22 protein-coding genes and 4 tRNA genes are annotated in these 24,241 nt (G+C 65.6%); 21 read left to right on the plus strand and 5 right to left on the minus strand.

The window, feature by feature from the left end; genetic code table 11:
* Positions 1-236 precede the first annotated feature (236 nt).
* From GM1_RS17780 to GM1_RS17835, 12 genes are all read left to right on the plus strand, one after another.
* Positions 237-698 (plus strand): type II toxin-antitoxin system Phd/YefM family antitoxin, encoded by a 462-nt coding sequence (locus GM1_RS17780; RefSeq protein ID WP_008381146.1) that lies wholly within the window; start codon positions 237-239, stop codon positions 696-698.
* 75 nt (positions 699-773) lie between these two features.
* Positions 774-1,046 (plus strand): hypothetical protein, encoded by a 273-nt coding sequence (locus GM1_RS17785; RefSeq protein ID WP_008381148.1) that lies wholly within the window; start codon positions 774-776, stop codon positions 1,044-1,046.
* A gap of 250 nt (positions 1,047-1,296) precedes the next feature.
* Entirely contained in the window at positions 1,297-1,647 is a 351-nt protein-coding gene (locus GM1_RS17790; RefSeq protein WP_008381150.1) for a type II toxin-antitoxin system RelE/ParE family toxin, read from the plus strand.
* Between the two features lie 5 nt (positions 1,648-1,652).
* The gene (locus GM1_RS17795) at positions 1,653-1,958 is read left to right on the plus strand and encodes a helix-turn-helix transcriptional regulator (RefSeq protein WP_008381151.1); all 306 of its coding nucleotides are present in this window, start codon (positions 1,653-1,655) and stop codon (positions 1,956-1,958) included.
* A gap of 116 nt (positions 1,959-2,074) precedes the next feature.
* Positions 2,075-2,500 carry a hypothetical protein gene (locus tag GM1_RS17800; protein WP_008381152.1) on the plus strand — a complete coding sequence of 142 codons (426 nt, stop codon included), beginning with the start codon at positions 2,075-2,077 and terminating at the stop codon, positions 2,498-2,500.
* Positions 2,501-2,599: 99 nt separating this feature from the next.
* Positions 2,600-3,001, plus strand: a complete 402-nt coding sequence (locus tag GM1_RS17805) for a hypothetical protein (protein ID WP_008381154.1) — start codon at positions 2,600-2,602, stop codon at positions 2,999-3,001.
* Between the two features lies 1 nt (position 3,002).
* Entirely contained in the window at positions 3,003-3,935 is a 933-nt protein-coding gene (locus GM1_RS17810; protein ID WP_008381155.1) for a hypothetical protein, read from the plus strand.
* A 185-nt stretch (positions 3,936-4,120) separates the two neighbouring features.
* On the plus strand, positions 4,121-5,677 hold the full coding sequence (locus GM1_RS17815; RefSeq protein WP_008381157.1) for a hypothetical protein: 1,557 nt from the start codon (positions 4,121-4,123) through the stop codon (positions 5,675-5,677).
* 75 nt (positions 5,678-5,752) lie between these two features.
* Positions 5,753-5,965: a hypothetical protein gene (locus GM1_RS17820; protein WP_008381158.1), complete on the plus strand. Its 213-nt coding sequence runs from the start codon at positions 5,753-5,755 to the stop codon at positions 5,963-5,965.
* A 41-nt stretch (positions 5,966-6,006) separates the two neighbouring features.
* The gene (locus GM1_RS17825) at positions 6,007-6,954 is read left to right on the plus strand and encodes an acyl-ACP desaturase (protein WP_040520616.1); all 948 of its coding nucleotides are present in this window, start codon (positions 6,007-6,009) and stop codon (positions 6,952-6,954) included.
* 124 nt (positions 6,955-7,078) lie between these two features.
* On the plus strand, positions 7,079-8,542 hold the full coding sequence (locus GM1_RS17830) for a WS/DGAT/MGAT family O-acyltransferase (RefSeq protein WP_008381162.1): 1,464 nt from the start codon (positions 7,079-7,081) through the stop codon (positions 8,540-8,542).
* Position 8,543: 1 nt separating this feature from the next.
* Complete coding sequence (locus tag GM1_RS17835) at positions 8,544-9,035, plus strand: YfbM family protein (RefSeq protein ID WP_008381164.1); 492 nt, start codon at positions 8,544-8,546, stop codon at positions 9,033-9,035.
* Between the two features lie 636 nt (positions 9,036-9,671).
* Here GM1_RS17835 and GM1_RS22470 read toward each other — a convergent pair.
* Together GM1_RS22470 and GM1_RS17845 are read right to left on the minus strand one after the other, a co-directional pair.
* Positions 9,672-10,007, minus strand: a complete 336-nt coding sequence (locus tag GM1_RS22470; protein WP_157436166.1) for a hypothetical protein — start codon at positions 10,005-10,007, stop codon at positions 9,672-9,674.
* A 179-nt stretch (positions 10,008-10,186) separates the two neighbouring features.
* The gene (locus tag GM1_RS17845; protein ID WP_008381169.1) at positions 10,187-12,211 is read right to left on the minus strand and encodes an NAD(+) synthase; all 2,025 of its coding nucleotides are present in this window, start codon (positions 12,209-12,211) and stop codon (positions 10,187-10,189) included.
* A gap of 66 nt (positions 12,212-12,277) precedes the next feature.
* Here GM1_RS17845 and GM1_RS17850 point away from each other — a divergent pair, with 66 nt between their 5' ends.
* Together GM1_RS17850 and GM1_RS17855 are read left to right on the plus strand one after the other, a co-directional pair.
* The gene (locus GM1_RS17850; RefSeq protein WP_008381170.1) at positions 12,278-12,820 is read left to right on the plus strand and encodes a copper resistance CopC family protein; all 543 of its coding nucleotides are present in this window, start codon (positions 12,278-12,280) and stop codon (positions 12,818-12,820) included.
* Between the two features lie 4 nt (positions 12,821-12,824).
* Positions 12,825-13,703, plus strand: coding sequence for a CopD family protein (locus tag GM1_RS17855; RefSeq protein WP_008381172.1), 879 nt, complete (start codon positions 12,825-12,827; stop codon positions 13,701-13,703).
* A 183-nt stretch (positions 13,704-13,886) separates the two neighbouring features.
* Here the strand turns inward: GM1_RS17855 and GM1_RS17860 are convergent, their stop codons facing one another.
* Complete coding sequence (locus GM1_RS17860) at positions 13,887-14,789, minus strand: alpha/beta fold hydrolase (protein WP_008381174.1); 903 nt, start codon at positions 14,787-14,789, stop codon at positions 13,887-13,889.
* 82 nt (positions 14,790-14,871) lie between these two features.
* Between GM1_RS17860 and GM1_RS17865 the strand changes: the two genes are divergently transcribed.
* A complete protein-coding gene (locus tag GM1_RS17865; protein WP_008381175.1) occupies positions 14,872-15,789 on the plus strand; it encodes an alpha/beta fold hydrolase in 918 nt (305 codons plus the stop codon).
* Here the strand turns inward: GM1_RS17865 and GM1_RS17870 are convergent.
* Positions 15,786-18,839, minus strand: a complete 3,054-nt coding sequence (locus GM1_RS17870) for an MMPL family transporter (protein ID WP_008381176.1) — start codon at positions 18,837-18,839, stop codon at positions 15,786-15,788. The two genes, GM1_RS17865 and GM1_RS17870, sit on opposite strands and share 4 nt — an antisense overlap.
* Positions 18,840-19,020: 181 nt before the next feature.
* Between GM1_RS17870 and GM1_RS17875 the strand changes: the two genes are divergently transcribed.
* From GM1_RS17875 to GM1_RS17895, 5 genes are all read left to right on the plus strand, one after another.
* Positions 19,021-19,093: transfer RNA gene (locus GM1_RS17875), tRNA-Lys, on the plus strand.
* A 363-nt stretch (positions 19,094-19,456) separates the two neighbouring features.
* Positions 19,457-19,529, plus strand: a tRNA-Glu gene (locus GM1_RS17880).
* Between the two features lie 98 nt (positions 19,530-19,627).
* Positions 19,628-19,701 (plus strand) — tRNA-Asp (locus tag GM1_RS17885).
* A gap of 29 nt (positions 19,702-19,730) precedes the next feature.
* Positions 19,731-19,804: transfer RNA gene (locus GM1_RS17890), tRNA-Phe, on the plus strand.
* Between the two features lie 163 nt (positions 19,805-19,967).
* Positions 19,968-22,664 carry a hypothetical protein gene (locus tag GM1_RS17895; RefSeq protein ID WP_244874783.1) on the plus strand — a complete coding sequence of 899 codons (2,697 nt, stop codon included), beginning with the start codon at positions 19,968-19,970 and terminating at the stop codon, positions 22,662-22,664.
* Between the two features lie 268 nt (positions 22,665-22,932).
* On the opposite strand, the gene GM1_RS17900 is transcribed toward GM1_RS17895, so the two are convergent.
* A complete protein-coding gene (locus tag GM1_RS17900) occupies positions 22,933-23,538 on the minus strand; it encodes an NUDIX hydrolase (RefSeq protein ID WP_008381178.1) in 606 nt (201 codons plus the stop codon).
* Between the two features lie 131 nt (positions 23,539-23,669).
* Here GM1_RS17900 and GM1_RS17905 point away from each other — a divergent pair, with 131 nt between their 5' ends.
* Positions 23,670-24,221, plus strand: a complete 552-nt coding sequence (locus GM1_RS17905; protein ID WP_008381179.1) for a YceI family protein — start codon at positions 23,670-23,672, stop codon at positions 24,219-24,221.
* Positions 24,222-24,241: the final 20 nt, after the last annotated feature.

A 24,241-nucleotide genomic window follows, 5' to 3' on the forward strand; every position in this document is an offset into this window, starting at 1 on the left:
GACAGGATCGGCCGGGGGCGGTGGCGGGTGCGGCGTCGTCGTTGGTGTGGGTGTATCACCCGGATACTGGTGAGCCGTTGGAGCAGCATGCCCGGCATGTGACACCTGGTGGTGTGGCGGGTTCTGGTCGTGTCGAGGCTGGTGCCGCGGGGTCGGGAACTCGATCGCGCCCGACCAGGGCTGCTGCATCCGACATCGCAATGGACTTCCGAACACGTTCCGAATACGATAGGCGCATGACCACAGCAGCGTTCCGTACCACCACGCGTCGCTCCTCGGACTTGAGCAAGCACTCCGCAGAGGTCTTCACTGAGGCCGAGGATCACCCGGTGACCGTGACTCGGCGCGACGGCGAAGACCTTGTGCTGATGTCTCGGCGTTACCTCGAGAGTCGTAGCCGCATGCTGGAGTTCGCGGCACAGTTGATTGGCGTGGCCGTGAACGACAACGGTCCGCTCGCCGACCGGATGGCGAACGCGTTTCCGTGGATGCTCGCGCTGTCGGCAGAGGATCGGGAGACCTGCGCACAGGATCTCGTCGACGCCGCGCGTGCCTCGTTTTTCACCGACCAGCCACATCGCGTGCTCGCTGAGCTGACGTCATGGCGCGAGACCGCAACAGCACTGGCCGCCGGCCTCGGCCGGGCTGATGTCGAGTGGTTCGATGACAATGATGCCGCCACAGTCGAGCGTCCGTAGTCGTGGGGAAGCGAGAGGAGACCGTTCCTCGGCCGACGAGGAATTCTGAGTACGCGATCAAGTTCGCGTCAGCTGGTGCCAAGAAGGGATGGCGGGACCTCGCGGCGACGATTCGCGGCCCGCTACGCTGACGCCTGGGACTTCCTTACCCGCACGCCGACTCTTGAAACTCCGACGAACTACCCGCTCCGCGGCGATCTCGCACGGGTCACGCGGAACGGGCAGACTCACAACCGCTGGCAGCACAAGCCGACGTCCAAGGGCGACGCTCGCATCTGGTTCTACGTGCAGGACCGAACAGTGTTCCTGGAGCAGGTGCACACCAATCACCCAAACGAGACCAAGTAGCTTCTGGCGAACTTTCGACGCGAGCGGCGAAAGAACGAACCCGCACCTGCCACGAGGGCACAGTGCGGCACGCGGATGGCGATCGATGCCAGTAAGGACCACTCGGCTGCAGGCTGGCGGGGCTCCCTTACGCCGCCCATCATGATCGGCCCGTTGCCTCACGGCGTGGGCTGAATTTCTCTGTGCTGCTGTTGCTCTCTGGCGGTCTGCCGCCTTGCCGAATAGACCCTGCAAGGTCTAAGCTGGTGGCATGTGGAGCGTGAACATTGAGCTGATCGCAGGATGGCTCGCTTCGCTGGACGCGGGATCGCGCGAGCAGGTCGTCGCTGCCATTGAGCTTCTGGAGGACCGAGGGCCCCAGCTCGGGCGGCCCGTCGTCGACACGGTTAAATCGTCGCGGCACCGCAACATGAAGGAGCTGCGGCCCGGTTCGACCGGGCGCTCGGAGCTGCGGATCCTGTTCGCGTTCGATCCCGAGCGGTCGGCGATCCTGCTGATCGCCGGCGACAAGGCCGGGAACTGGACCCGCTGGTACAAGAAGAACATCCCCGTGGCCGACGACCTGTTCGACGACCATCTGCGTTCATTGAGAAGAGAGTGACCACCATGGCCATGTCATTGAAGGACTTCCTTGACGAGCACCCCGTGGACCGCGCGCGAGTCGAGGAGCACAAGGAGCGGATGCTCGCCGAGGTTCGGGCGTACCGGCTGCGCGAGCTGCGCGAGCAGGCCGGGCTCACTCAGGCGCAGCTCGCTGAGCGCATCGGCGTCGGGCAGCGGCAGGTCTCCAAGATAGAGCGCGGCGACCTCGACAGCGCGAAGGTCGGCACGATCCGCAGCTACCTCGAAGCCGTCGGCGGCGGGCTGGCGATCGAGTACGTGCTGGGAGATCAGCGCGTACAGGTCGCGTAGTCGGTAGACGGTCTGCGGGCGAAATGGTGAGGGGACGGCCGGACGGTGCTGGCGGCAGCCTGTCGGGACGTATGTGTGTTATCGTCCGAATCGTTCATTTGTCTGGAGGGGTTGAAATGCGTTTCAAGAAGTTTGCTGCGGTGGTGGCTGCGGCTGGTGCGTTGTCTTTCGTCGCTGCTTGCAGTGATGATTCGAGCAGCGATGCGAACAGCAGTGCGGCGCCATCGCAGACCGATGCCGGCTCGACCGCGCTTCCCGAGGGGTTCCCGGCCGACGTGCCGGTAGTCGGCTCGGAGTACAAGCCGTACGACGCGCCGGCAAGTGGTGCGGTCGGCATGGAGGTTGTCGGAGCAACTGCGACATCGTTCGACGAGGCCGTGCAGAAGCTGAAGGATGCAGGTTTCACGGAGGCGAGCGCTCCGAGCGGCTCTCAGTCGCTGCGGACTGCGACGTTCACAAACGCGAAGCACGTTGTCGGCGTCGTCGGAGTGGAGGTCGGCGGTGAGTATCGCCTCACGTACAACGTTGCGCCCGTCAGTTGAGAGACAGCCGTGACGACACTGCCCGGTCGACCCTCCCAGGGACGATCGGGCAGTACTCTGTGAAGGGCCGATGACTCCGTCGACGCGACCAGGGGAAGAATGCGTTTCAAGAAGATCGCTGCAGTAGTGGCAACTGTCGGCTCGTTGACGTTCCTCGCCGGCTGCGGCGACGACACAGCCGCTGAGGCGCCCCAGACGACGGCGGCGACTGTGCCCGACGGTTTCCCGAAGGACGTACCCGTGGTCGGGACGATGTTCACCCCCTACGACTCGCAGGTCGACGACGCTGTCGGCATGGAAGTGGTCGGGGCCACTGCGACGTCGTTCGACGACGCCGTCACGAAGCTCCGCGCAGCGAAGTACGAGGAGGTCCTGTCTCCGGGCCCTGCGAAGGAGCAGCGGGATGCGACCTTCGCGAACGCGAAGTACACCGTCGCAGTGTCGGGTGTGGAGACCGAAGGTCGGTTCCGGCTGACCTACAGCGTCATCGTCGCGGGCTGACGTGGGCATCTTCCGTCGCCGCCGGAGCGGACCGTCCGCGCCGGAGCCGTCCGACCGGCCCGACGAGGTGTTCGGCCGGTTGTCGGCCGACGACGTCGCCTGGATCCGTGGCCTCGCTCAGCGGACACTCGGCGAGAACGGGGTGGAGGCGACCGTCGACGAGACAGGCGCCGACCTCATCGGGTCCGACGGCATGCGCTTCGCGCTCGACAACGTGATGACGACATGCGCGAGTGCGCCGCGGTCGGACTGGCCGCAGATCGTCACCCACCACTTCGCTGCGATGGCCCGGACGACGGGCGCACCGAGCGTGCGAGACCTCGGCCGGGACGAACTCTTCCAGCGTGTCCGGACCAGGCTCCTGCCCGTCGACGCCCTGCATATGAACGGCCTCGACCTCGCGACGCACTCGCGTCCCGTCGCCGCCGACCTCGCCGCGGTCTTGTGCGTCGACTTCCCGGAGACGGTCAGCTACTTCGACAGCACCGTCGCCGAAGGACTGCCGATCGACGAACTGTTCCGAGCAGGCCAGATCAACACCGATGCCGAACCGATCGAGGAGATCGGGACCTCGGACGACGGTGTCCTCACGTTCGTGGCCGGGTCCGTCTACACGGCGTCGAAGACTCTGTCGATGGCGAACCTCGTCGATCGGGTGTTCGGCCGCGACATGCCGCACGGTGTCGTGTTCGCCGTCCCGGATCGGAACTGCGTGCTGTTGCATCCCGTGGAGTCCATCGACGTGCTCGGTGCGATCTCGCATCTCGCCGGCACCGCCGAACGGATCTTCACCGACGCCGCGTGGTCGGTGTCGCCGAACGTCTACCACTGGTATCGAGACACGATCACCAGGATCTCGACAGTCGACGACGACCGTCTCACTATCGTGCCGACCGAGGAGCTCGTCGAGATTCTCGGGCGGCTCGCGGGCTGACAGACTGCCCGTCTAACATTCCCCGAACCGGCGGGTATCGCGCCCAATTGCGGCCGAATCAGTGAATTCGGGGAATGTTGGACGGCGCGGCGCGTCCGCCACGTAAACGACCGGAATGACGTTTCTGGGTCGAAACGTGAGACAGTCGACGTCAACTCAGTCGTTGTAGTGGGGAGAACTGCGTCGTGCGCAAAAAACTGATCATCGCTGGTGGGGCGGCGGCCGCAGTCGCAGTCCTGCTCGGAGTCACGTTGTCCGGAGTTCTGGCGCCGTCCATGGACGGGACGCCCGCGCCGAACGAGGCCATGCGTGCCCTGCAGGGTGTCAACGCGGCGTCGTTGTCACTCGCGGAGGCGCCCGGCGCCACGTACGACGGCACGATCACGCTCGGCACCGGGTCGAAGTCGACGATCGACATCACGAAGATGACCGTGACCGCGACGGGCGACCTCCGCGGAAAGGTCCGGCAGGGCGGCGGCTCCGCCGAAGTCCTGCAGATCGGAAACCTGACTCTCGTCAAGGGCGACTCCGCCTTCTGGACCGCCCGGCCCGGCCCGCGGCAGCCCGCAGGCGTGCTGACCGAGAAGTCGCTGTCCGACAAGTGGGTGACCATCGGTTCGAAGTTCCTCGACGTCGACCTCGGGGTCGCACTGCTTCCGTCCCGACTCGGCCTGCTCCTCGGCCAGCAGGACGCGATCCTCGGCGACGCCGAGGTGACCGGGACCAACGTCGGGCGTCTCACCGAGACACCCGACCGCCGAGTCGCGTCGGGAACCGACCGTCCGAACATCACCGAGGTGGAGGTCGAAGACGCCGACGGCGGCGTCGCCGGCACGCGTAGGTTCACCGCCTCGTCGATGAGCATCGGCGTCGACGACACTGGAGCGCTCGCCGGACTCCGCGGCCCGATCGGGCCGCGCGTCGAGGCCGATCTGCGCGTCACACCCGCCACGTCGGCCGCAGTCCGGGACTTCTACTCGTCGGCGAAGTCCGCCGTCGCCGAGGGGCGGATCGGGTCGTCGACGATGACGATCGGCGACCCGACCGGCAGCCTCGACTGCAACGGCCCGACCTGCTCCATCAACTACGACCTGACCAACGCGAACTCTGGCCTCGTCGGCGGAACGGTCACAATCGGGTTGACCACGGATTTCAAGGCCGTCGATCGCAAGGTCGGATCGTGCAGCGGGAGCGGAACGATGCCGATCAACGGCCGCGGCCACGTCGCGTGCACCATCCGATACACGCAGACCTCCGACATGACGTCGCAGTCGCGGTTCACCGTCACAGTGAACGGCACCGTCGACCCCGTCGCCATCGACGCCGCGGCCACCACCGGCAACCGCATCGCCGAGGCCGCCAAAGGCTGGGAGATGACCGCACCGAAGGTGAGTGAACCCGCCCGCCGGTACAACCGGCAGATCACACACGCCCCGTCGGGCTACACACTGAAGGTCGGCGGATTCAACTTCGACGGTCGCGCGAGCGACGGCACGCTGCTCCTCTCCTACGGTGTCGGGTACGACGGGCACCTCCTCCCCGACGGCGCGATCGACCCGGCGTGGCAGGGCACCGAACAGGTCCTGTCGCAGGCCCGCGACGCCCTCGCCGCGGCAGGCGACACGCAGGTGCGTCTGGTCTTCGCCGAACAACGCGCCGCAGACGCGGTGAACAGAATGCTCATCGCGAACAAGCTCGAGCGTGTCCAGGTGGTCTTCGTCCCACTCAACGCGGAGGCTTAGGGCCGGCACCATGGCTAGCCGCGCGCTGCGGTATGCGTCCAACGTGACGACGCGTCGATCGCCGTCATAGCAGCGGTGATCCTCCCGATCAGTGTGTCCAAACGGATCGTGGTGGGGTTGGTGGTCGTTCCGGTCGCCTTCGTCTGGATCTGGTTGATCTACCCGGCCGTGGCGGCGATCCCGGGCATCGCAGTCTGCATGGTCACCGTCGCTGTGAGCCGTCGGCGTGCGCGCCGCGACACGGCCGACGCGCGGGAAGAAGTTGCGTATACCACGAACCTCCCATAGTGTGCGGCCTGTCACACAACCAACCGACGGAGGCCGTTCTCGTGTCTGACCTGACTCAACTCCAACTTCTCAAAGAGCTGGAGCCCGTCGCCGAGAACGAGCTGAACCGGCACCTGTCGTTGGCCCGCGAATGGCATCCGCACGACTACGTCCCGTGGGACCAGGCCCGCAACTTCGCGGCGATGGGCGGCGAGGACTGGGAGCCCGAGCAGTCGCAGCTCAGCGAAGTCGCCAAGGCGGCGATGACGTTGAACCTCCTCACCGAGGACAACCTGCCGTCGTACCACCGTGAGATCACCGACTACTTCTCGCCCGACGGCGCCTGGGGCACATGGGTGGGACGCTGGACCGCTGAAGAGAACCGCCACGGCATCGTGATGCGCGACTACCTCGTCGTCACGCGCGGAGTCGACCCCGTCGCCCTTGAGCGCGACCGCATGACCAACATGACCAAGGGCGCCCACTCCGACGACCTCAGTGGACTGCTCAAGGGCGTCGCATACGTGACCGTCCAGGAGCTCGGAACGCGCGTCAGCCATCGCAACACCGGCAAGGCGTGCAACGATCCGGTCGCCGACCGCATGCTGCAGCGCATCGCGGCCGACGAGAACCTGCACATGATCTTCTACCGCAACATCTGTGCCGCAGCGCTCGAACTCGCACCCGATCAGGCCATGGAGGCGATCACCAGCGTCCTGGTGAACTTCGACATGCCGGGCATCGGCATGCCGAACTTCCGCAAGATGAGCCTCATCATGGCCAAGCACGGAATCTACGACATCCGCCAGCATCTCGACGACGTCGTGTGGCCCGTCATGCGCAAGTGGAACATCTTCGAGCGCAACGACTTCGGGGCCCGCGGTGAGAAGGCTCGCGAAGAACTCGCGGCGTTCCTCGAGCAGACCGAACTCGACGCCAAGCGCTTCGAAGAACAGCGTGAACGGTTCCTCGCACGCGAAGCCGCTCGGCGGGAGAAGGCGTCCGTTTAGGACGTGTCGAATGTCGCCATGTGCTGATGGCATCGTGACGGCTGTCCGGCGCTACTGTGGGAAAGCACAGAATCTGAAACCTGTTCCCTGTGCTTGGTAGGCAGATGCGACGTTAGGGGTCCACATGGAACGGTTGAGCGGTCTGGATGCGTCATTCCTGTACCTGGAGACCCCGTCTCAGGTGATGAATGTCGCCGCGATCCTGCAGCTCGATCCGTCGACTGTGGTCGGCGGCTATTCGTTCGACAAGATGCGCAATGAGATGGCTCGCCGCGTCACCGCGATGCCGTCGCTGCGTCGTAAGCTCGCCGATTCCCTGACGAACGTCGACCATCCGGTGTGGATCGAAGACGACGACTTCCGGATCGAACGGCACGTCCACCGGATCGCCGTCCCGTCTCCCGGCCGCGTGCAGGAACTCGCGCAGATGTGCGGGCACCTCATCGGGCAGGTCCTCGACCGCAAGAAGCCGCTGTGGGACCTGTGGGTGCTGGAAGGCATGGAGGACGGCAAGATCGCCGTCATGCTCCGGATGCATCATGCGGGTGTGGACGGCGCGACGGTCGCCGACATCCTCGGTGAACTCGCGACCCGCACCCCGGAGCCGCCGGAGCTCGACGTCGAGAAGATGGCGCGCACCGCCGGCCCGGCATCACGTCGTGACATGGCCGTCGGAGGCGCCGTCAACTACTTCCTGCAACGACCGGTCGCCGCGTTGAAGTTGATCCCGAAGACGATTCCGGTTCCGTTCGAGTGGATCCGCAAGGTCCGCTCCGGTGAGGGCATGCCCGCACCGTTCCTGGCGCCGCGGACCAGGTTCAACGCGCCGCTGTCGCCGCGCCGTTCCATCGCGCTCACGCAGCTTCCGCTCGACGACGTCAAGAAGGTCAAGGACCACTTCGGCGTCAAGATGAACGACGTCGTCCTGGCGATGGCCGGCGGCGCGCTCCGCGAGTACCTGGCCGCGCACGACGAACTGCCCACCGATCCGCTGGTCGGCATGGTGCCCGTGTCCGTCCGCGGGGCGGAGGAGAAGGACCTCGTCGAGACCGGAACCAACAAGGTCACGGGCATGTTCACGCGACTGCCGAGCGACGTCGAGGATCCGCTCGAACGACTCCGCGAAGCGGGCGTGTACGCGACGATAGCCAAGCAGCACCTTCAGGACATCGACGCCAACATCCTTCGCGGATTCGCCGAGTTCGCGCCCGGGAACTCGATGGGCGCGCTGATGCGGCTCTACGGCGATCGGCGCCTGTCAGCGCTGCACCCGCCGGTGTTCACCGCGATCGTCTCCAACGTGGCCGGACCCGCGTTCGACATGTACATGCTCGGCGGGCGCGTCGAATCCGTGTACCCGCTGGCGCCGATCTTCCACGGTCTCGGTCTCAACATGACGGTGTTCTCGTCAGCTGGGAAGCTCAATGTGGGCTTGCTGACCTGCAGCGACATCGCTCCTGACATCTCGACGATGACGCAAGCGTTCCATGATCAGCTCGATCTCCTCCTCGCTGCCGTCGAGCGCGGTGAGCAACTGCCTGAGCCCGCGTCGGAGTCTGAGTCTGAGCCTGAGCCGACGGAGGGCTGACGTGGGACTGCTCGCTGTCTACCTCGGCGTTCCGCCCGACGCCGACGAGCGTCTTGGCGACCTCGATCCCGACGGAGTCGTCGACTTCGTCGAAGGGCTGCTCGAGGGTGGGGCGCCGTCAGTCGACGTCGACAAGGCGTGGGACGGCCTGCATTTCCTGCTCACCGGCACCTCTGCGTCCACTCCGATCGAAGACGACGCCCTCAGCGAAGCCGTCGTCGGCGTGTACGAGTTCGAGAGTGACGACTTTCTCGGACTCACCCCGACCGCTGATCTGCCTCGGGTGATCGCGGCTCTTGAGGCAGTCGACATCGACGCGCGGCTGTCGTCGGCCGACTTCAGCGCATTCCACGCCGCTGAGCTGTATCCGAACATCTGGACCGACGACCGCGCTGCCCTCGAATCGATGCTCCGCGCCGCATTCGGCGACCTTCTCGCCGTCCACCGCCTCTGCCTCGCCGACGGCCTCGACCTCCTGGTCTCGATCTACTGACCTTCCCGCAGAGCTTCCCCCGCGGACGCCTGCTTCCCTGCTCGTTGAGCCGCCCCACGGACGCTGCCTCCCTGCTCGTTGAGCCGCCTCCGAGGCGTTGGCCGAGGTGGCGTGTCGAAGCGTCGTGAGGTGTGCTGGGGCTCAGTCGCCGGAGTGGTACCGCTCAGGCCCGACGAGGGCCTATTGCACGTCGGACGTGCTGTGCGGTACCGCTCGCGCGAGTCGGCTCGCTTCGACACGGTCCTGCGCTATCGCTCCGGTCCGGCTCAACGAGCAGTGGGGTGGCATCCTGCACGTTGGGTGACATGCGTCGGGAGGTTCTGTTTCCTGCTCGTTGAGCCGCCTCCGAGGCGTTAGCCGAGGTGGCGTGTCGAAACGTCGTCAGGTGTGCTGGGACGCAGTCGCATGTGAGCATCTGTTCTTCGTGCGCAAGGTTCCCCGAAATCCGGGTTTTGTGCTTTTTTGCGCGCGATCTGAGTCAGATCGGGGAACCTTACGCACGGCGCGTGTTGAAGCGAGTGCCACGGCTTGGTTTCCATGGGTCGGCTCGCTTCGACACGGACCTGCGCTATCGCTCCGGTCCGGCTCAACGAGCAGTGGCCCCTGCTCGTTGAGCCCTCTCCGAGGCGGAGCGTGTCAACCCTCGTCGAGCACCTCGTCAATGATCTGGAGCGCGGCTGGATAATCGAGCGCGTAGGCGAGGTCGACCATTCGCAGGTACAGGCGCTCGTCTGCTTCGGCGAGCGAGGCACCCGCCGTGCCGTCGAGAATGACGGCCGCCCAGGCGCAGATGTCATCTGTGCCTACCGACGCCCGATCGAACCGAGCGAGAATCATTCGTACGGTTGCGACGAGAGACGGTGCGCCGTTCGTGCTGGTCGCCAGCGCCGCGAGGCTGTCCTCGAAGATTCGACACTGCTCACTCGACACGACGTCATTCCGGTCGGATGCGATCGCAACCGTGATCTCCACGTCCCAAGCGAGTTCCGCGAGTGCGTCGATGAAACAGTCTGCCTCTGAGGAAGCGTCTGTGAGCGAGAGCAGTTCTGACGCCAGAGCGTACGCATGGGGAGAACGGAGTGGACGATATCGACTGCATAGTTCGCGAACCACCTGTGCGCGGTGCCACTCCGTGCTCGCCAGAGGTTCGATCACCGGTCGCCGTGAAGCTCTCTGAGCCAGGCGGTGGCGGGAGCGTCGGAGGGGGAGCGCCAGTCGCCGCGAGGCGAGAGCGATCCGCCGGAGCCGATCTTCGGGCCGTTGGGCATCGCGGTGCGTTTGAACTGGTTCGACATGAACCGCTTCAGGAACACTTCGAGCCACTTGTCGATGGTCTCGCCGGTGTACTCGTTGCGCTGATCGTCGGTCATCATGTCCGACCACGGGCCGCGGGTCTTGTCGCCCCACGCCTGCCTGGCGAGGTACGCGATCTTCGACGGCCGGTATCCGAAGCGGGTGAGGTGGTACAGGAAGAAGTCGTGCAGCTCGTATGGGCCGACGGTGTCCTCGGTGCTCTGCACGTTGCCCGCGGCGTCGGCGGGGACGAGTTCCGGCGAGATGACGTCGTCGACGATCTCGCGGAGCGCCTCGATCGTGGCGTCCGCATATCCCGACGTGGCGATCTTCCACCGAATCAGGTGCCTGACCAGTGTCTTCGGCACCGATCCGTTGACGTTGTAGTGCGACATCTGGTCGCCGACACCGTAGGTGCACCAGCCGAGTGCGAGCTCGGACAGGTCGCCGGTGCCCAACACGATCCCGCCGAGATAGTTGGCGAGGCGGAACAGGTGCGACGTGCGTTCGCCCGCCTGGACGTTCTCGAACGTGACGTCGTAGACGGGCTCGCCGTCGGCGAACGGGTGACCGAGGTCGGCGAGCATCTGGGTGCATGACGGCCGGATGTCGAGTTCGTTGCCCGTGACGCCGAGCGAATCCATCAGGACGTGGCTGCGGGCGAGCGTCGCGTCACCGGTGGCGAAGCCGGGCATCGTGTACGCGTGAATGTCCGTGCGCGGCAGTCCGAGCAGGTCGAACGCCTGCACGGCGACGAGCAGCGCGAGGGTCGAGTCGAGTCCACCGGAGACTCCGATGACGATCTTGGAGATGCCCGTCGCGCGGAGGCGGGCGACAAGCCCCTGGACCTGGATGTCCAACACTTCGCGGCACCGTTGGTCGCGGTCGGCGGCGCCGGTCGGCACGAACGGGAACCGTAGGACGGTCCGCTTCAGATCGTCGACGCTGTACTCGGCGTCGAGCTCGAAGGGGATCCGGCGGATCGCGCGGGCCTGATCGGAGAAGTCGCCGACCTGGTCGCGCATGCTGATCAGCCGTGAACGTTCCTGGCGGATGCGGTCGAGGTCGATGTCGGCGACCACCAGCTGCGGGTCCAACGAGAACGTCTCCGACCGTGCCAACAGCGTCCCGTTCTCGGCGATCAGCGCGTCGCCGTCCCAGGCGAGGTCGGTCGTCGACTCGCCGAAACCCGATGCCACGTACAGGTGCGCGGCGACGTTGCGCGCCGAGTGCGACGTCGCGAGCGCTCGGCGGTACTCCTCTTTGCCGACGGTCACCGGGCTGCCCGAGAGATTGACGAGCAGTGTCGCGCCGGCGAGCGTCGCCCACGTCGACGGTGGGATCGGCACCCAGCCGTCCTCGCACACCTCGACGTGGAACCGCAGGCCGGGGACGTCGACGGCCTCGAACACGAGGTCTGGACCGAACGGAACCTCGTACTCGCCGAGGGTGATCGAGTCGACGACCGCGTCGCGGGCAGCGGCGAAGTATCGCTGCTCGTAGAACTCGCGGTAGTTCGGCAGGTACGACTTCGGTGCCACACCGAGGACCTCGCCGTCGTGGATCACGACGGCGCAGTTGTAGAGGCCGTCGTCGATCCGCAGCGGAGCCCCGACGAGAACCACCGACGACACACGCCGCGTCGCGTCGACGACTGTCATCAGGGCGTCCATGACGTCGTCGAGCAGCGCGTCTTGCTGGACGAGGTCGTCGACGCTGTACCCGCACAGGCCGAGCTCCGGGAACGCGACCAGCGCCGCGCCCTCATGGTGCGCACGGTTGATCAGTTCGACGGTGCGTGCCGCGTTCTCCAGAGGATCGGCGAGAGCGACGGGTGGGACAGCGGCTGCGATACGGGCGAATCCGTGTGAGTAGACCGACACGCCTTCAAGGTTAGTGCCCGTGGGACGATGGACTCATTCCATCCGTCACCAGTCAGGGGTGTGTTCATGTTCGGTGTCGTCAAGCGGTCGGCCGTGGTGGCCGTCGTCATCGCCTTCGCGGCCCTGGTCGCGGGTGTTCTCGCGGGACCGGCCGCCGCCCACTCTGCGCTCACCGGATCGTCGCCGGAGAACGGTGCGTCGATCGCCACGGCGCCCGACAAGGTGACGCTCACGTTCAATGAGGACCTGCAGCCCGCGTTCGCCACCGTCAAGGTGGTCGGGCCCGACAACAACTTCTGGCAGACGAGCGAGCCGATCATCGAGGGCCGCACGGCGTCGGTGACGCTCAACGGTCTCGGCCCCGCAGGCGAGTACGAGGTGAACTACCGAGTGACCTCGGCAGACGGGCACCCGGTGTCCGGGCAGACGACGTTCACCTTGACCACGGCGGGAACCGGCACGCCGGGCGCCGCGGTACCTGCCGACTACCAGGCGCCTGAATCCAGCGAGCACGGAATCAAGGCGTGGCCGATCATCCTCGGGGTTGTGGCCGCGGTGATCGTGATCGGCGGCGCGGTGGTGTTCACGCTGGTCAAGCGTCGTCGATGACTTCGTGACTCGCGCACGCGCAGCCGTCGTCGCGGCGTCGGTCGTCGCGGTGATCGTCGGTGTCGGGATCGCGGTCGGTCTCGCCGCTCCGGAGCCTTCCGTGTGGGCCGACGGCCTGGCGCTGTCGTCGGTGTGTCTGTTGCTCGGACTCGGCTTGCTCGGTTTCGTCGACGCGGAGCCGTCACCGAGCGTGATCGCCGCCGTCGCAACCGCGTGGGGCTCGACGTCGCTCGTGTCGGCGTGGCTGCAGGTGGCGCAGCGGGCGGGTATCTCCGCGGTGGATGTCGGAGTCGGCGATTTCACTGTCGGTCTGGAGACGGGACTGCCAGTGGTGGTGAGTGTCGTCGGGGCCCTCGCAGTGTTGGCCTGGGCGTGGTGGACGCCGTCTGACGTGTACGTTGTCGGCGCGATCGCCGCGGTCGGGATTCTGTCGACGTCGGTGACCGGGCATGCCGGGCAGTCTGCGTGGATTCCCATCGCCGTCGGCGCCCACGCATTGGCTGCGGCCTGGTGGGTCGGGACTCTCGGCGCACTCGTGCTGACCGTTCGGGGACGCGGCGGATGGGCGCGGTCGCTCCCGGCGTTCTCCGATCGCGCACTGCCTGTGGTCGCAGTGCTGACTGCGACGGGACTGATCGCCGCGGTCGGGCGTATCGGGCTCGACGCCGACTGGTGGCAGTCGGGCTACGGACGTGTGTTGCTCGCGAAGATCGTGCTTCTCGCGGCTGTGGCCGCGGTGGCCCGGTGGCATCGGTCGGTGTGGGTGGCGAAAGCCCGACGCCACGGCGCGGACGAAATGTTGTCCATACGGAACGCCGGTATCGAGATCGTTCTCCTCAGCGTAGTCCTCGGCCTCGCCGCCGCGCTGTCAGTGACGGGGTAGGTGGGTCTTTCGTATGCGACCACAACGGGGTGCCCGAATGATGCGTGGCGGTGCCGGACGCTTCGACTCGCTTCGCTCGCTCAACGAGCAGGATTCGACTCGCTTCGCGGATCCTGAGCGAGCGAAGCGAGACGAAGGGCGCTCAACGAGCAGGAAAGGTGTCCGCTGCGATGTGCCGGGGCGTCAGTCCCAGGCGGCGAGGAGGGTGTCGAGTATCTCGATGGCGTGATCGAGGCCCGACAGGTGGCTCTGGCCGGGCATCGAGTGGAGTTCGGCGTTCGGCAGGAGCGCGACCATGTGAGCTCCGTGCTCGTACGGGATGATGTTGTCGGCGTCGCCGTGCCACCAGTGGATGTTGGCCTGCACGTCGCCGATCCGGAATCCCCAGTCGCGGACGAACAGCTTGAGGTCGGCGAACGGCGCCTCCATGCGCCGACTGCCGCCGTGCAGGAGGTCGTCGAGGAACATCGCACGGAACTCCGGTCGCGACAGCAATTCGCGGTCGGCTTCGGGGGAGAGCCTGCCGTAGATGCTGATCGCGGGGTCGGCGATCGGGCGTGCCACGCCGAGCGCCATGCTGAGTGCTTTGCCGATCGGACGGCCCGCGACCTTGAGCAGCGGCACGGCGTACTTGGCGATGTCGACGGCGCCGCCTTCCACCGCGTCGGGGCCGTTCACGGGCGCGACACCGCCGATGATCGCGGTCGAGACGATGCGGTCCGACAGCACATGGGAGACGGCGAGCGAGTACGGTCCGCCGCCGGACAGCCCGATCACCGAGAACCGGTCGATGCCGAGGGTGTTGAGGACCGTCTGGAAGTCCTGTGCGAACTCGGCGATGGAGTCGTACGAGTGGGCCGTCGACGATCCGACGCCCGGTCGGTCGAGGCCGATCAGGCGGAAGCCTCGGACCTCGGCGTATTCGCGGGCCTCGGAGGGGATCTGGCGTCGGGCGCCGGGCGTGCCGTGCAGCCACACGATCGCCGGACCGTCGGGGTTGCCGAACTCGGAGAAGCCGATGCGGCGGGTGCGGGTGTCGCCGACGGCGATCGAGCCTTCGAGCTTGGGGCGATCGATGGGAATCACGACGCGCAGTATGTCAGACAAACGGTCGAGATTGATACGGATTCACAGATTCGTCCAAGGCGTCGCGTGTAGTTTCGATCGCATGATCGAGTCAACAGTCGCGGGCATCCGTCGTCGTCTCGCGGAGGCTGCGGGCACCGCCCGGCGCGGCGTGGGGCACGCGCTCCGGCCGTACCCGGTCGCCGACCTGCCCACCGGCCGCCGTATCGACCTGCCCGGCCGGGGCACCACATACGTCACCGAGTCGGGTCCCGTCGACGCGCCCGTGGTCTTCCTGTTGCACTCGGTCAGCACAACCGGACTGCTGTGCTGGTATCCGGTTGTGCCGAAGTTGGCACAGGATTACCGCGTCGTCACGATCGACCATCGTTGGCACGGCCGTGGCATCCGATCGGCCGATTTCACTCTCGCGGACTGCGCCGACGACGTTGTCGCGGTCGCCGATCAACTGGGTGTCGACCGGTTCGTCGCGGCCGGATTCTCGATGGGCGGCGGCATCGCGCAGCTCGCCTGGCAACGTCATCCCGACCGCGTCTCCGGGCTGGTCCTCTGCTCGACGGGCCCGTACTTCTCCAGCATCGATCCGCGACGGCTGGAAGCCGAACGACGCATCGGGCGCTGGCTCCGTCCGGTGGACAAGATCCTCCCCGCACCGTCGGACGCTCGCCTCGACAACTGGCAGGGGCACCCGTTGCTGTGGGCGCTGGCACACGTCGTGTCGACGCCGCTGAGTCATCAGGGCGACTTCTCCGCGGCCATGGCCGAATTCGATGCGCGCCCTTGGCTTTCCGACATCGACGTCCCCGCCGCCGTCGTCGTCTCGACGCGCGACAAGATCGTCCAACCTGAACGTCAGCAGCTCCTGGTCGACGGGATTCCAGGCGCGCAGCGGTTCGACGTCGACGGCGGGCACGCGTGCTGCGTGATCGGCGCGGAGTTGTTCATCCCGGAGTTCCTCAAGGCCGTCGACGCCGTCAGCCGCGCCCGCGTGACGAGCTAGGAGACACGCCCCAGCGACGGCCACCACATCCGGTCGCCGAGGATCACCATCGTCGCCGGGACCAGCACGGACCGGACGATCACGATGTCCAGGAGCAGCCCGAGTCCGACGGTGAAGCCGATCTGCACAAGATTCAGCGTGGTACCGCTCATCAGCGCGAACATGGTCAAGGCGAACACGACGCCCGCGGTGGTGATGACGCCGCCGGTGCTGCCGAACCCGCGGATCATGCCCTGCATCATTCCGCGGCCCGCCGACTCTTCGCGGATCCGTGACGCGAACAGCATGCTGTAGTCGGCGCCGACGGCGATGAGCGCCATGAACGAGATCGGGGCGACGGACCAGTCCAGCGGGATTCCGATCACGTGCTGCCACACGAGTGTCGACACGCCGAGGACGGCGGCGAACGACAGGACGACCGTCGCGACCAGGATCAACGGTGCGACGATGCTGCGCAGCAGGACCGCGAGGACGATCGTGACCGCGAGGATCGCCACGAGACCGAACACCAGCATGTCGCGGGTCAGCTGGTCGTCCATGTCTGCCGACAGCGAGGCGAGACCGGTGCTCGTCACCTCTGCATTCGAGAGTCCGGTGCCCGCGAGAGCGGCCGCCGCAGTCGGCGCGATGTCGCGGCTGCGCTCAAGCGCCTCCGGACCGTACGGGTTGATCGACCAGGTGACGACCATTCGCGCCGTCCGTCCGTTCGGAGAGATCAGCAGTTTTGCACCTTCGACGAAACGCGGATTCGTCAGGGCCTCCGCAGGGAGATAGAAGCCGCGGCCCGGGCCGGCGGACGTCGCGGCACTCATGTCCGTCAGATAGTCCGTGGCCGTCCGCAGCCCGGCGTGGAGCTTGTCGGTCAGCGACGTGAGCCGTGCGGTGCCCTCGTTCACCTGGTGCAGCCCGTCGGCGAGCTGCGCCATGCCCGAGGACAGTTCGCCGACACCCGACCGGAGTCGGACGAGGTCGGAGCGAACCTGGTCGGGGGTGCGACCGTCGAGCTGCCCGAGGAGTCTCTGAAGCCGTCCGAGCAGGTCTTTCAACGCGAAGACGGATCGGCCCGCGCGGGTGGACGCTTCGGCGGGCACGCCTGCGGCGCTCCGAAGCGCTGTCAGCGTCGACCGTGCCCGACCGCCCGTCGCCGCGTTCAAGCGGTCGAAGGCTGCCCGCGCGGCTGCACAACTCGGGTCGGTGGAGCACGATGCAGAGCTGCGTGATCGCAGTAGTGGGCCGAAGAGTTGGTCGAACTGGTCGAGCGCGGGCTGGACTGCGACGGCCGTTCGTCGGAGGTCGGCGAGGATCGGCCCGACGCCGTCGAGACCGGCGCGCAGTTCCGAGGCCGCGCCCCGCAGGTCCGTGCGCGAGTCGGTCGCGGCGGCCACGAACCGTTCCGCGGAGTCGAGCGAGTCGAGGACGCCGGTGGCCATGCTGATCACCTGGTCCGTGCCGTCGACGAGCTCGGGCATGCGGGCGTTCGCGGAATCCGCGCCGTCGGTGAGCTGCTGCACGCCCGACGCGAGTCTGCGGAGGTCGGGGCGTGCGTCGCCGAGTTGTTTCGCGGCGTCCCCCAGCTGAGATCCGACCTGACCGGGGACATATCCGGCAGCCGACTCGGTGAGCGGTTTGCCGTCGGGACGCGTGATCGAGCGGACGGAGGCTACTTCGTCGAGGCGTGCGACGGCGTCTGCTGCCAGTTCGAGAGCCGCGAGGTCGGAGGTGTTCCGCAGGTCGTGATCGGAACGGACGATCAGGTACTCGGGTGCGATCGCATTGTTCCCGAAGTGCTTGTAGACCTCGTCGTAGCCGCGCGTGGAGTCGTTGGCGTAGACGAACATCGACGACTCGTCCCAGTTGCGCTGATGGGTGAACAGGATCGCTGAGCACGACACCAGGAAGACCAACGATGCTGCGGCGTACACGCCGGCACGTCGGACGATGCGTGTTCCTCGTCGCTGCCATCGCCGCTCCGACGCCGCGCCCGGTTCGGCGAGTCCACGTCGTCCCGCGAGCGAGAGCAAGGCCGGCGGCAGCGTCAGGGCGATCAGCAGTCCGACGATCACGGCGATGGCGGTCGGCGGCCCCGCTGTGCTGAACATGCCGATCTTGGTGAAGATCATCGACGTGCACGCCACCGCGATGGTCAGCGCAGAGGCCACCAGGATCGGCCCGGTCCGGCCGCTCGCCGTCGCGACGGCGTCGCCGACGGGCAGTCCCGAGCGCCGCCCTTCGTGATAGGCGGAGAGAGTGAAGATCGCGTAGTCGGTGACGGCGCCGAGTACAAGCGCCGTCATGATCGCGATGGTGAAGTTCGAGACCGACAACAGGTCGTGTCCACCGAGGAACGAGATGATCGGTCGTGTCACGGCGAGGCCGACGCCGAGCGTGATCAGTGGGATTGCGGCGGTCGCGAAGCGTCGGTAGACCGTGAACAGGATCAGGGTGATCAGCACGATCGAGACGCCGGTGATGATCAGGAGTGAGACGTCGATCGCGGAGAACAGGTCGGCGAGTGCCGCGGTCGGGCCGGTGTAGTCCACCTGCAGGGTCGACGGCGGTTCCGCGTCGTCGATCACCTGCCGAATCCCTTGCGCTGCATGGTGGGCGCGTGTCGAACCGACAGATCCCTCAGCGGCGACGAACAGCGTGATCGCCTTGCCGTCGGGACTGGCGGCGGCTTCCCTGGTGATCGGGTGCCCCGCGAAGTCGAGGAGGTAGGCGACGTCGTCGCTGTGCAGGAGACGGTCGACCAGTCGGCCGTAATACTGCTCGTCCCGCTCGGAGAATCCGTTCTCGTCGACCATCACGATGCTGCTGACCGCGTTCGACTCGGGCGACCCGAAGTCGCGTGCCATCTGCTCGAGATGTTGGTTGGAGGGGAGTGACCGGGGCAGGAAGTCGGCGGACGTCTTCGACACCGTCGTCTCGAGCTGGGGGATCGACAGGTTGAGCACCGCGGCGAGCAGCACCCAGAAGCCGACGACGATCCATGCGCGGCGATGCGTGAATGCCCCGAGTCGGGTGAACCTGCGGCTTGGGCCGTGTGCCATCTGCTGTCCTCCGGTTTGCGAATTGGTGTGACCATAAGTCACAGCAGAACGATCGGTCTACAGCGAGCGCGTCACTGTCGCGCGCAGATGTGAGCTGGATCGCTAAACGGGTGCGCAGGGCATGCGTGGGAAGGCTCCGTATGAGGGAGAGTTCGCGCCCTGTAAGGTGGACTCGCTGCATGCCCCTATAGCTCAGTTGGTAGAGCTACGGACTTTTAATCCGCAGGTCGTAGGTTCGAGCCCTACTGGGGGCACAGCTTCAGGCCGGGCCAGGGGTGATTCCCTGGCCCGGCCTCTTTTGTTGTCCGCGGTCACTCCCTTCACCTGCTCGTTGAGCGACCGCATCCCCCTGCTCGTTGAGCGAACGAAGCGAGTCGAAGCGTCTGGTGGAGTTGTTGCGACGCTTCGACTCGCTTCGCTCGCTCAACGGGCAGTGGGGGCGCGCCTGCTCGACGGGCGGTGGGGCGCGCCAGCTCTACGAACAGTGGGGGTGCGCCTGCTCAATGGGCGGGGGCAACGGGCGGCGGGGAAGGGGAATGGGTACTTGACCTCGCGATTTGTGTTTCTCGGAGCGCGTGCCATAAAGTAATCCTCGCTCCCAGCGGGAACAAGCACCGGCCCCCTTCGTCTAGCGGCCTAGGACGCCGCCCTTTCAAGGCGGTAGCGCGGGTTCGAATCCCGTAGGGGGTACGCAGATCGGTTCACACCGAGAAGCACCTGAAACACCGATTCGGTGATCAGGAGCGGATCGGCTAGGATCGAAACGCACAAAAGATACAAAAGAATATGGCCCTGTGGCGCAGTTGGTTAGCGCGCCGCCCTGTCACGGCGGAGGTCGCGGGTTCGAGTCCCGTCAGGGTCGCTAGGTTTCGGTTTTAGCCGACACCGTCTGGCCAGGTAGCTCAGTTGGTACGAGCGTCCGCCTGAAAAGCGGAAGGTCGTCGGTTCGATCCCGACTCTGGCCACGCAAACCCCCTTGCACACGCAAGGGGGTTTTTGCGTTGTACGAGCCCAGAGTCCGTAATGCGTTCGCTCAATGTAGTTTTCGCCTCAAAGCCGCATGGCGCAGTGAACATAGAGTCAGGCTGTGGAAGTGTGGACACAGTCGAATACCCGTGTCGAGGAGAGATGATGACCGAAGGCGCCGACCAGGACACCGCAAATCCTGAGTTGACCATCGTCGACAACGTCGTCGACCGCGGATACACGGTCGAGCGGCTCGTCGAGAACCCTGTCGAAACAGTGATCGACAAGCCGATCACCCTCGAGCGCATCGTCGAACGACTTGTGATCGACACCGTCGACACCGTCATCGACAAGCCCGCCACCGTCTCCCGCCTCGTGGAGAAGCCTGTCGTCACCGTCGTCGACGAAGTGACCGACAAGCCCGTCACACTCAAGCGGATCGTCGAACGTCCCATCGTCACAGTCGAGGACGAGCTGACAGATAAGCCGGTAAACGTCCAGCGACTCGTGGAGAAGCCCGTTGTGACGATCGTCGACGACGTCGTCGACAAGCCGGTCGAAGTCGCACGACTCGTTGAGCATCCCATCGTCACCGTCGTCGACAACGTGGTCGAGAAGCCCGTCGACGTGCCGCGCGTCATCGAACAGCCTGCCGTCACCGTCACCGACGAGATCGTCGACAAGCCGGTGGAGCTGCCACGTCTGGTGGAGAAGCCGATCGTCACCGTCTACGACGAGATCGTCGATCGCGCGGTTGAGGTTCCGCGTCTGGTGGAGAAGCCGATCGTCACCGTCGTCGACAAGATCGTCGACACCCCGGTCGAGCTGACTCGTGTCGTCGAGAAGCCCGTCATCTCGGTGGTGGACGAAATCGAAGACGTCGCAGTTGAACTGCCGCGTCTCATCGAACGCCCCATCGTCACCGTCGTCGACGAGGTCGAAGAGACCGAGATCGAGATCTCCCGTCTGGTCGAGAAGCCGATCGTCACCGTCCTCGACCAGATCGCCGACAAGCCCGTCGAGATCCAGCGGCTCGTGGAACGTCTCATCGTCACCGTCGTCGACGAAGTGATCGAGCGGCCCGCCGAGGTGCAGCGGGTGATCGAGAAACTGATCGTCGACATCACGGACACCGTTGTCGAGAAGCCGATCACCCTCGAGCGCATGGTCGAGAAGCCGATCGTCACACTCGTCGACAAGATCGTCGAAGTGCCGGTCGAGTCGATCGTCGAAAAGGTCATTGAAAAGCCTGTCGAGAAGATCATCGAGATCACCGTCGAGAAGCCTGTCGAGAAGATCGTCGAACACATCATCGAAGTGCCCGTCGAGAAGAACGTGTACACGACGGTCGAGAAGGAGATCGAGGTCCCCGTCGAAGAGGTGATCTACAAGACGGTCGAGAAGCCCGTCGAGAAGATCATCGAGGTGGTCGTCGAACGTCCGGTCATCAAGGTCGTCGAAGTGCCCCGCGAGGTGGTCGTCGAACGACTCGTCGACAAGCCGATCGAGAAGGCCGTCGATCACGTCATCGAGCGCATCGTCGAGAAGCCCAACGTGGTCGAGAAGGTCATCGAGAAGCCCGTTGAGAAGATCGTCGAGCGCATCGTCGAAAAGCCCGACATCGTGGAGAAGGTGATCGAGAAGCCTGTCGAGCACGTCCTCGAGCGGGTCGTCGAGAAGCCCGAGGTGATCGAGGAGATCGTCGAGACCACGGTCGAGCGGGTCGTCGAGCGGGTGGTCGAGATGCCCAACGTTGTCGAGAAGATCGTCGAGAAGCCTGTCGACCGCGAAGTCGAGCGAGTCGTCGAAGTTCCGAACGTGGTGGAGAAGGTCGTCGAGAAGCCTGTCGATCATGTGGTCGAGCGGATCGTCGAGAAGCCGAACGTGATCGAGAAGGTCGTCGAGAAGCCTGTCGATCACGTCGTCGAGCGAGTCGTCGAAGTTCCGAACGTGGTGGAGAAGGTCGTCGAGAAGCCTGTCGATCATGTGGTCGAGCGGATCGTCGAGAAGCCGAACGTGATCGAGGAGATCGTCGAGCGCCCCGCCGACCACACTGTCGAGAAGGTCGTCGAGGTCCCCAACATCGTCGAACAGATCGTGTCGCGCCCCGTCGACCACGTCATCGAGAAGATCCTCGAAGTCCCCGAAGTGACCGAGGAAGTTGTCGAGCGACCCGTCGAACGGATCGTCGAGAAGGTCGTCGAGAAGCCGAACGTCGTCGAGAAAGTCGTCGAGAAGCCCGTCGATCACGTTGTGGAGCGGATCGTCGAGAAGCCCAACGTTGTGGAACAGATCGTCGACAAGGCTGTTGAGCACATCGTCGAGAAGATCGTCGAGCGGCCCGAGATCGTCGAGAAGGTCATCGACACCCCGGTGCACCGCGAGTTCGAGAAGCACGTGCAGACACCGGTGCTCGTCGAGAAGGTCATCGAGAAGCAGATCAACGTCGTGTCCGAGCGGATCATCGAGAAGCCTGTCGAGCACGTTGTGGAGAAGGTCGTCGAGAAGCCCGTCTACCGCGAGGTGGAACGGATCATCGAGAAGCCGATCGAGAAGATCGTCGAGGTGGTCGTCGAGAAGCCCGTCATCGTCCGCAAGATGGTCGAGAAGGAGGTCGAGCGGGTTGTCGAGGACGACACGTCGACCCGGACCGTCACCCACGACGCGTACGCGGGCGAGCCGGTGCAGCCGCACTTTCTCGACAAGGCGCCGTCGACCGGCGACCGCTGGGTAGAGGCGGGCACCGGCGAACACCCGGATGACGGCACCGCGGGCTCGCAGTCAGAGGAGGCGATCGCTCGCGACCGCGTGGAGCCGCAGTACCAAGCCCGTCGCGCCAAGCACCGCTCGGCTGACTAAGGAGTGTTGCGCTACTGGTACCTCACAGCCCGTCCGATGCCTCAGGGAGGCATGCGCGGCCTGTGAGGTGCCACGAGGGCGTGTCTCCTAATTCGCTTCGCGCGGTCTCGACGGCCAGATGCACTCCCCGCGGCGTTGTCGTCGGTCGTGATACCTACCGGTATCCCTCCCTCCTCCGCCATGCGGGGCGCACACCTGATCCGCCGATCCCGAGCGGCGAATTAGGAGACACGCCCTAGCGATGTCTTGACCCTTCGGTCGGCGGAGCTCAACGCCAGGCGAAGACCGGTTGGTCGTAGTCGGCGACGCGGACCGGATCGCCGTGCAGTGCGACTCGCGCGAACTGATAGATCACTGCTGCCGTCGGGGCGTGGATTCGCCGACCGATGAGTGGCAGCGACATCACCGGACGATCCGACTCCGGAATGGTCTCGAAGATTGGCGCCGCGGTGGCCAGCTCGTCGAGATCGATCAGAAACACGCGCTCCACCTCGGCTGGGTTCGGGCGGAGCGTCACCTCGTCGTCGCACCAGACGACGGTCGGGGATATCACGAAGCCGGACCTGGTCGCGTAGTCGTCGAGGTCGCCGAGGACGGAGTCCGGACCGAGATGGATTCCCATCTCCTCCTCCAACTCGCGCAGGGCCGCGTCGTGCGTGGTCTCCCCGTCGTCGAGCCGTCCGCCCGGCAGCGCGAACTGTGCTGCGTGACGGCGCATGTCGGACGGGCGACGTGTCAGCCAGATCCCTCTCCCGCCGTCGGCCACCGGAGCCACGACGATCGCCACGGCAGCGGCCCGGGTTCCAGGCCTGAGCGGGATTCTGCGCGCCTCGAAACCGTCGAGTCGAGCCCTCAGATCATCGCGTAGCCCCATCAGTCCAATGTAACGTCCATCACACATGGAAGTAAACGGACCGTGGTCCGTTTACATTGATTGCAAGCGATCGCCACACGGCAGACCGCAGGCCCAGAACCTCATCAACGCGCACTTCCAAGGAGGCAACGATGACCACCGCACTCGTACCCACCGAACTGACCGCAGGCACCTGGAACATCGACCCGACCCACTCCACCGTCGGCTTCACCGTCCGCCATCTCATGGTCTCCAAGGTCCGTGGCACCTTCGGTGCGTTCACCGGCACCATCGAGATCGCCGAAGACGGCAGCCCCGCAGTGAACGCCACCATCGACGTCACGTCGATCGACACCCGCAATGAGCAGCGCGACCAGCACGTCCGTTCGGCTGACTTCTTCGACGCCGGCAACCACCCGACCGCCACGTTCGTCTCCACGTCGGTCGAGGCCGACGGTGGCGACTACCTCGTCCACGGTGACTTCACCCTCCGCGGCGTCACCAAGCCCGTCACCCTTCAGATGGAGTTCAACGGTGTGAACCCGGGCATGGGCCACGGCGCCGTCGCGGGTTTTGAGGCCAAGACCGTCATCAACCGCAAGGACTTCGGCATCGACATCGAGATGCCGCTCGAGACCGGCGGCACTGTCGTCGGCGACAAGATCACGATCAACCTCGAGATCGAAGCCGTTCGCGCCGCCTGACCTCAGCGCATGATGCGCGT

This window comes from Gordonia malaquae NBRC 108250 (assembly GCF_000344135.1).
GTDB lineage: Bacteria > Actinomycetota > Actinomycetes > Mycobacteriales > Mycobacteriaceae > Gordonia > Gordonia malaquae.

Excerpts from the sequence above, each read along its gene's own strand:
- GM1_RS17780 (WP_008381146.1), top strand. The coding sequence starts at position 237 with ATGACCACAGCAGCGTTCCGTACCACCACGCGTCGCTCCTCGGACTTG.
- GM1_RS17790 (WP_008381150.1), top strand. The coding sequence starts at position 1,297 with ATGTGGAGCGTGAACATTGAGCTGATCGCAGGATGGCTCGCTTCGCTG.
- GM1_RS17795 (WP_008381151.1), top strand. The coding sequence starts at position 1,653 with ATGGCCATGTCATTGAAGGACTTCCTTGACGAGCACCCCGTGGACCGC.
- GM1_RS17800 (WP_008381152.1), top strand. The coding sequence starts at position 2,075 with ATGCGTTTCAAGAAGTTTGCTGCGGTGGTGGCTGCGGCTGGTGCGTTG.
- GM1_RS17805 (WP_008381154.1), top strand. The coding sequence starts at position 2,600 with ATGCGTTTCAAGAAGATCGCTGCAGTAGTGGCAACTGTCGGCTCGTTG.
- GM1_RS17830 (WP_008381162.1), top strand. The coding sequence starts at position 7,079 with ATGGAACGGTTGAGCGGTCTGGATGCGTCATTCCTGTACCTGGAGACC.
- GM1_RS17850 (WP_008381170.1), top strand. The coding sequence starts at position 12,278 with ATGTTCGGTGTCGTCAAGCGGTCGGCCGTGGTGGCCGTCGTCATCGCC.
- GM1_RS17865 (WP_008381175.1), top strand. The coding sequence starts at position 14,872 with ATGATCGAGTCAACAGTCGCGGGCATCCGTCGTCGTCTCGCGGAGGCT.
- GM1_RS17870 (WP_008381176.1), bottom strand. The coding sequence starts at position 18,839 with ATGGCACACGGCCCAAGCCGCAGGTTCACCCGACTCGGGGCATTCACG.
- GM1_RS17895 (WP_244874783.1), top strand. The coding sequence starts at position 19,968 with ATGATGACCGAAGGCGCCGACCAGGACACCGCAAATCCTGAGTTGACC.
- GM1_RS17900 (WP_008381178.1), bottom strand. The coding sequence starts at position 23,538 with ATGGGGCTACGCGATGATCTGAGGGCTCGACTCGACGGTTTCGAGGCG.
- GM1_RS17905 (WP_008381179.1), top strand. The coding sequence starts at position 23,670 with ATGACCACCGCACTCGTACCCACCGAACTGACCGCAGGCACCTGGAAC.